Raw genomic sequence first — 6798 nt, forward strand, 5'->3', positions numbered from 1 at the left:
AAAGCAGCACGGAGTAGGGCTTTCTGCGCACCGCTTCGGTAAGCTGTCCGCCCTCGTCGTAGCCCACGTATCCAGGAGGCGCGCCGAGCAGGCGGCTGACGCTGTGTTTTTCCATATACTCGCTCATATCAAATCGGATCATCGCCCGCTCATCGTCGAATAAAAATCTAGCTAAGCTCTTCGCGCTCTCGGTCTTGCCGACGCCGGTAGGACCCAAAAACAAAAAGCTTCCGATCGGGCGGTTTTCGTTTACGAGCCCCGCTTTGTTGCGCTTGACGGCGCGAGCGATGGCGTGCAGCGCCTCGTCCTGCCCCACGACGCTCTCTTTTAGATGCTCCTCGATGTGGAGGAATTTCTCCTTTTCGGAGGAGAGCATTTTGCTTACCGAGATGCCCGTCCACTTGCTTAAAATTTCGGCCACGCTCTCCTCGTCCACGCGGTTTCGCAAAAGCACGCCGTTTTCTTTCATCGCGTCCCACTTCGCCTCAAGCTCCTTGACCTTCGCCTGTGCGGCGGGGATCTTGCCGTATTCGATCTCGGCAGCCTTGCTAAGATCGCCGTTGCGTCTTGCTAAGCTCGCTTCGTTTTTGAGGCTGTCGATTGCTTTTTTCGCCTCGCTGATGCCGCCGAATACGGACTTTTCGTTTTCAAATTTAGCCTGAAGCGCGTTTTTCTGCTCGGTTAAATTTTCGATCTCTTTGTCGATTTGCGCGAGCCGCTCGTCGTTTTTGCCGTCATCCTCCATCTTAAGGGCTTCCTTTTCGACCTGAAGCGTGAGGATGTCGCGCTTGGCCTTGGCAAGCTCGTTGGGCTCGCTTTCGATCTGCATTTTAAGCTCCGCCGCCGCTTCGTCAATGAGATCGATCGCCTTATCCGGCAAAAATCTATCGCTGATGTAGCGGTCGCTTAGCCTTGCAGCCGCCACAAGCGCGCTATCGGTGATGGTGACGTTGTGATGCACCTCTAGCCGCTCCTTTATGCCGCGCAGGATCGCCGTAGCCTCGCTCACGCTAGGCTCCGCGACCGTTACGGGCTGGAAACGGCGCTGAAGCGCGGCGTCTTTTTCAAAATACTTTCGGTACTCTTTCAGCGTCGTAGCGCCGATCGCGTGCAGCTCGCCGCGCGCAAGGGCGGGCTTTAGGATGTTTGCGGCATCCATCGAGCCTTCGCTTGCGCCCGCGCCTACGATGGTGTGAATTTCATCGATGAAAAGCACGACGTTCGCGGCTTTTACGACCTCGTTTATGACGGCTTTGAGCCTATCTTCAAACTCGCCGCGGTACTTCGCGCCCGCGATCAGCGCACTCATATCAAGCGCTATGACGCGTTTGTTTTGCAGGCTGAGCGGTACCTCTTTTTTGGCGATCAGCTGCGCAAGACCCTCGACGACCGCGGTTTTTCCTACGCCCGGTTCGCCGAGCAGGATAGGATTATTTTTCGTCTTGCGGATTAAAATTTGCATCATTCGCGAGATCACCTCGTCGCGACCGATGACCGGATCGAGCTCGCCCGCGATTGCCTTGGCGGTGAGATCGACGCCGAATTTACTAAGCGCCTCAAGCGTCTCGTCGGCGGTTTGCGAATCGATGCTTTTGCCGCCGCGAAGCGCCTCTAGCTCTTTTTTGATCTCGCTAAGATCTGCAAATTTAGACAGAATTTTCTTTAGCGGATCTGCGTTTAAATTTGCAATCAGCCAGGTATCTACGGCGATAAATTTATCGCCCGAGCTCGTCATCAGCCCTTTTGCGACCTCTAGCGAGTTCATCAGCTCGCGTGAGATACGCACGTTTTCTTTCGTGACGTTTGAGCTGGTCGGCAAATTTGAAATTTCGCTTTTGATCTCAAGCTCGACCGCGGTCTTTTCGATGCTAAATTTATTAAAAATTTGATTTAGCACCGAGCCGCTGTCGGCTACCAAAGCCCAGAACATGTGCAATACGCCCACTTCGCTATTTTTGGAATGGATCGCCAAAGAAACGCTGCTTTCGAGCAAAGAGCGCATTTTGTCGGTTAAAATTTCAATAGTTTCGTTCATAAATTTTCTCCTAAAGTTGAATTGGAAGTATTATATAACTTTAGTGTCTTTATGTCAAGGTTTTTTAGTGAGATTTTAAAATTTTCGGCTTAAATTTATTCGTAAACGCGCAAATTTCGTATGAAATTTACCTTATTTTTAGCCAATTTTCTATAAAATTCACTCCATTTTACTTTCAAGGATAAACTTTGCGACAAAAACACCTCTTTTTCGGCTTGGGATTCATATTTTCTCTATTTTTAGGCGTTAGTTTTTTTACCGGAAATTTACAAGCCAGAGAGGTCAATGCGACTAAAAAACCAGACAGCGAAAAAACGCGTCTGGAGGCGCTAGCCAAGCTTACTAAAACACTTGCTATCGTCGAAAACAATTATGTCGATGAGATGAGCTTCTCGGAGCTTGTGGACAAGACGATCTCGGGGCTTATGAATAACCTCGACGCGCACTCAAGCTATATGGACGAAAAGGCGTTTAACGATACGAAAGTCCAGACTGAGGGCGAGTTCGGTGGGCTTGGAATTCAGGTGGGTATGAAAGACGGCGCTCTGACCGTCATCTCGCCTATCGAGGGGACTCCTGCCGATAAAAAGGGCATTCAGGCTAACGATGTGATCTTGCGTATCGACGGCAACGCGACCTTCGGCATCACGATCGACGATGCGGTCTCAAAAATGCGCGGCAAGCCGAAAACCAAAATCACTCTAACTATCGTGCGCAAGGGTGTTAGCAAGCCTTTCGACGTCGAGATTATCCGCGACATAATCAAAGTAGAATCCGTCTATGCTAAGATGATCGAGGAAGATAAAATTTTATATCTGCGCGTTACAAATTTCGATCAGCACGTAGTTCCGGATGCGAGCAAATTTATAAAAGAGCACAGAGATGCCAAGGGTATTATTTTGGATCTGCGAAACAACCCGGGCGGGCTTTTGGATCAAGCGATCGGGCTTGTAAATTTATTCGTAAGCAAAGGTCTTATTGTCTCTCAAAAAGGGCGCGCGAAAAACGAAACCGAAGCGCATAACGCCGATCCTAAAAAGAAGATCACCGATCTACCGCTTGTGGTTTTGGTTAATGGCGGCAGCGCGAGCGCGAGCGAGATCGTAAGCGGCTCGCTTCAGGATCTAAAGCGCGCCGTGCTGGTTGGTGAAAAAACTTTTGGCAAGGGAAGCGTGCAGGTGATCCTGCCGATAGAGGATAAAGAAGCTCTGCGACTTACCATAGCTCGCTACTATCTCTCAAGCGGTCGCACCATCCAAGCGGTGGGCGTGACGCCTGATCTCATAGTGGCGCCGGGCAAGGTGCCGAGCCGCGACGAGGATGAATTCTCGCTAAAAGAAGCCGATCTCAAAAAGCATTTGCAAGGCGAGCTAGCCAAGGTCGAGACCAAGAAAAAAGATGCTCAGAAAAAGGATGAGAAAAATTTCATCACCGCAGAGCAGATTAATAACGATATCCAGTTAAAAACCGCAATAGACGCGATAAAAATTCTAAACATCAAGTAAGGAGAGTGTGATGCAAGCTACCAAAAAAGAGCTCATCTACGAAGGCAAGGGCAAAAAGATGTGGTCGGTTAACGAAAGTGACGACCTTTTGATCTCGGAATTTAAAGATTCGCTGACGGCGTTTAATGGCGTCAAAAAAGCCGAAGAGAGCGGCAAAGGCGCGCTGAATTGTAAAATTTCGACGCTAATTTTTGATCTGCTTAAAAAGCACGGCATCGCCACTGCGCTTGTTGAGACGATCAGTCCGACCGAGCAGCTCGTGAAAAAATGTAAAATTTTCCCTCTTGAGATCATCGCTCGCAATATCGCCACTGGCTCGCTTACAAAGCGCCTGGGCATCAAAGAGGGCACGAAGCTTCCGTTTACGCTGGTGGAGTTTTGCTACAAAGACGACGATCTGGGCGATCCGATACTAAATGACGAGCATTGCGTGCTGCTCGGCGCCGTAAAGAGCCAAAGCGAGCTTGACGAGCTTAAAAATATCGCGCGCAAGATCAATGAAATTTTGGTTAAATTTTTCGACGAGCGAAATTTAAAGCTAGTGGATTTCAAGATCGAGCTCGGTAGGGATAGCGACGGTAATATTCTGCTTGCAGACGAGATCAGCCCCGATAGCTGCCGCTTTTGGGACAAACAGACCGACAAGAAGCTCGACAAGGATGTATTCAGACAGGATCTCGGTAGCGTAAAAGTGGCCTACGAAGAGGTCTTGCGTAGAATTTTAGGATAAGCGATGAAGGTAATCGTAAACGTAAGACTTAAAGAGGGCGTGCTTGATCCGCAGGGCAAGGCGGTCAAACACGCCCTCGCTTCGCTTGGCTTTAGCGGAGTAGAGGACGTGCGCGTAGCTAAACAGATCGTGCTTGAGCTAAACGGCGAGGATAGGGATAAAATTTACGCCGACGTCGCTAGGATGTGCGATGAAATTTTGGCAAACACCGTCATCGAAGACTACGAGATCGTGATATGAAGGTAGCGATCGTAAATTTCCCCGGCACCAACTGCGAGCGCGACACCAAATACGCCTTTGATAAGCTCGGTTGCGAAACGCAGATAATCTGGCATAAAGAAACCGACATAAACGCCGATCTGATCGTGCTTCCTGGCGGCTTTAGCCACGGAGATTATCTGCGAACCGCGGCGATTGCTAAATTTAGCCCCGTAATGCAGGTGGTGCTTGATCACGCGCGAAAGGGCGGCTATATTTTGGGTATCTGCAACGGCTTTCAGATGCTTTTGGAGCTGAAGCTGCTTGCAGGAGCGATGAGTAGAAATATAAATTTAAGCTTCATCTCAAAATTTCACCATCTGCGCGTCGTTTCAAACGACAATGAATTTCTGCGCTGTTGCGATAAGGGCGAAATTTTAAATATCCCGATCGCGCACGGCGAGGGCAATTATTACGCGGATGCCGATACGCTAAAATCGCTATACGACGAGGATTGCGTGCTTTTGAAGTATTGCGATGCAAAGGGCGCCGATCTAAATCCAAACGGTTCGGTGGACGCAATCGCCGGGATTTGCGATAAAAACAAAAAGATTTTCGGTCTGATGCCGCATCCTGAGCGCGCGATAGAGCCTATTTTGGGCGGCACGGACGGAGAGAAAATGCTAAAAGGCTTAATTTGCTAAAAAGAATTCTTACTATTTTAGGTGTCTGCACGCTTGCGTTTGCTGCGCCGGAGATTGAGATCGATTCGCTTGATGATCTAAGTAAATACGCGCCGAAAAAAGCTGAGGATAAGCCCGACGAGCCGCAGACGCGCGATAATTCCAAAGTGATGCTGAAGTATAATAAAAAAGAGGTTATGTCGATGGATAATCTAAGCATCGACGATCTTAAGGCTTTGGCGCCTACTAACGAAGTCGATCTTGATGTATCCGACGATAAGGTCTATCAGGACATTAAGCCTAAGGAGCTTACGCTAAAAGCCAGCGGGATGCCTAGGAAGGTGTATTGCAATCAAATTTTTAAGATTGATTTCGCCGTATATTTGGGGCAGAAAATCACCGTCAAGCCAAAGCTAGAGATCAGCCGCACCAATGGTATGAAGTGGCTTAATGCCGACAATCTTACGTGGATTGAGGGCGACGAGATGTTTGAGACGACGCTGTGGTTTGCGGCAAGCGATAAGAGCGATAAGATAAATGAGCTCGTTTTGACCTTGCAGCGCAATGGAGAATTTTTTGAAAAAAGCTCTATCAAACCTGATAATCCGGAATTTATGAAGCTTGATACGAAGCCTAATTTTTCGCATATCGTAGCCGACGAGCTGAAACTTAAAAACTATAAAACCGCCAAATTTGACGACGCTTCAAATTTACTCACGCTCGATCTTGGCGTGCGAAACGGCGCGATCGGCTCCTTTTACATCGATAATCCCGCCATCATCAAGCAGGGCGTGGACTCCGTGCGCGGCACATACGCGAGTCAGAGCGGATATTATTTCGCCGTCGTGGATAATAACGTCACAAATTTAGACTTCAGCTACTTCAATCTCCAGACGAAAAAATTTGAAAATTTCGGGCTTGAGCTCAACCCGCGCGCCGAGGATCTTAGCACGCAGATCGGACTAAATCCGAAAGAGAGTAAATTTGAAGCCTACAAGCAGATCGCGATTTATACTCTTGCAGCCGGGCTTTTGGTGATGTTTCTGCTTAGCAAAAATATCACGCCGCTCATCTTTGCGGTGTTGATTTTGGCGGTAAATTTCTACGTACAAAGACCTTACGGCACGGGCAGTATCGCGCAAAATTCCCCCGTTAGAATTCTGCCTATGCAAAGCTCCACGGTATTTTACGTAACCAAAAATGCCGAAAAGGTCGAAATTTTAGCCACGAATAAGGATTTTTACAAAATTATGCTGGGCGGCAATAAGATCGGCTGGGTAAAAAAGGATGAGCTTGTCAAGGATTAGAGCGCTATTTTACGCGTTTTGGTTTATTTTAACCGTCGTTTGGGTCGTAATCGCTATGACGGTGAAAAACTCATCTCATCGCCGCTTCCGCCGCATTTGGGGGCGCCTTCAGCATTTCGGCGCCAGATATGACATACAGATCGTGGGCACCCCCGATCCGCGCGCGCAGCTACTCATCGCCAACCACCAAAGCATAATGGATATCGTCGTGCTTGAAGAGACTCATCCCGCCGATATCTGCTGGATCGCTAAAAAGGAGATCGCAGACATCCCTATCATCGGCAAAATCATCACTCTTCCGAAGATGATCCAAGTCGATCGCTCCAATCCGCGCGATCTG

At 48.7% G+C, this 6798-nt stretch carries 7 protein-coding genes; 6 read left to right on the forward strand and 1 reads right to left on the reverse strand.

What is annotated here, in order from left to right; all coding sequences use genetic code 11:
- A partial coding sequence (locus Q0236_RS07770; protein WP_297916647.1) for an AAA family ATPase occupies positions 1-2035 on the reverse strand: 2035 nt, incomplete at its 3' end.
- A gap of 215 nt (positions 2036-2250) precedes the next feature.
- On the opposite strand from Q0236_RS07770, the gene Q0236_RS07775 reads away from it, so the two are divergent.
- The 6 genes from Q0236_RS07775 to Q0236_RS07800 all read left to right on the forward strand — a co-directional run.
- Positions 2251-3540 carry a S41 family peptidase gene (locus Q0236_RS07775; protein WP_314892754.1) on the forward strand — a complete coding sequence of 430 codons (1290 nt, stop codon included), beginning with the start codon at positions 2251-2253 and terminating at the stop codon, positions 3538-3540.
- 10 nt (positions 3541-3550) lie between these two features.
- Complete coding sequence (gene purC / locus Q0236_RS07780) at positions 3551-4270, forward strand: phosphoribosylaminoimidazolesuccinocarboxamide synthase (protein WP_297916649.1); 720 nt, start codon at positions 3551-3553, stop codon at positions 4268-4270.
- Positions 4271-4273: 3 nt separating this feature from the next.
- Entirely contained in the window at positions 4274-4510 is a 237-nt protein-coding gene (gene purS, locus Q0236_RS07785) for a phosphoribosylformylglycinamidine synthase subunit PurS (RefSeq protein WP_297916651.1), read from the forward strand.
- Positions 4507-5172, forward strand: coding sequence for a phosphoribosylformylglycinamidine synthase subunit PurQ (purQ, locus tag Q0236_RS07790; RefSeq protein ID WP_297916653.1), 666 nt, complete (start codon positions 4507-4509; stop codon positions 5170-5172). Before purS ends, purQ begins: the two co-directional genes overlap by 4 nt.
- Positions 5166-6458, forward strand: coding sequence for an SH3 domain-containing protein (locus Q0236_RS07795; protein ID WP_297916655.1), 1293 nt, complete (start codon positions 5166-5168; stop codon positions 6456-6458). The genes purQ and Q0236_RS07795 overlap by 7 nt, the downstream gene beginning before the upstream one ends.
- On the forward strand, positions 6439-6798 hold a 360-nt coding region (locus Q0236_RS07800), incomplete at its 3' end, for a 1-acyl-sn-glycerol-3-phosphate acyltransferase (RefSeq protein ID WP_297916657.1). The genes Q0236_RS07795 and Q0236_RS07800, both read left to right, overlap by 20 nt.

This window comes from uncultured Campylobacter sp. (assembly GCF_938031315.1).
Lineage (GTDB): Bacteria > Campylobacterota > Campylobacteria > Campylobacterales > Campylobacteraceae > Campylobacter_B.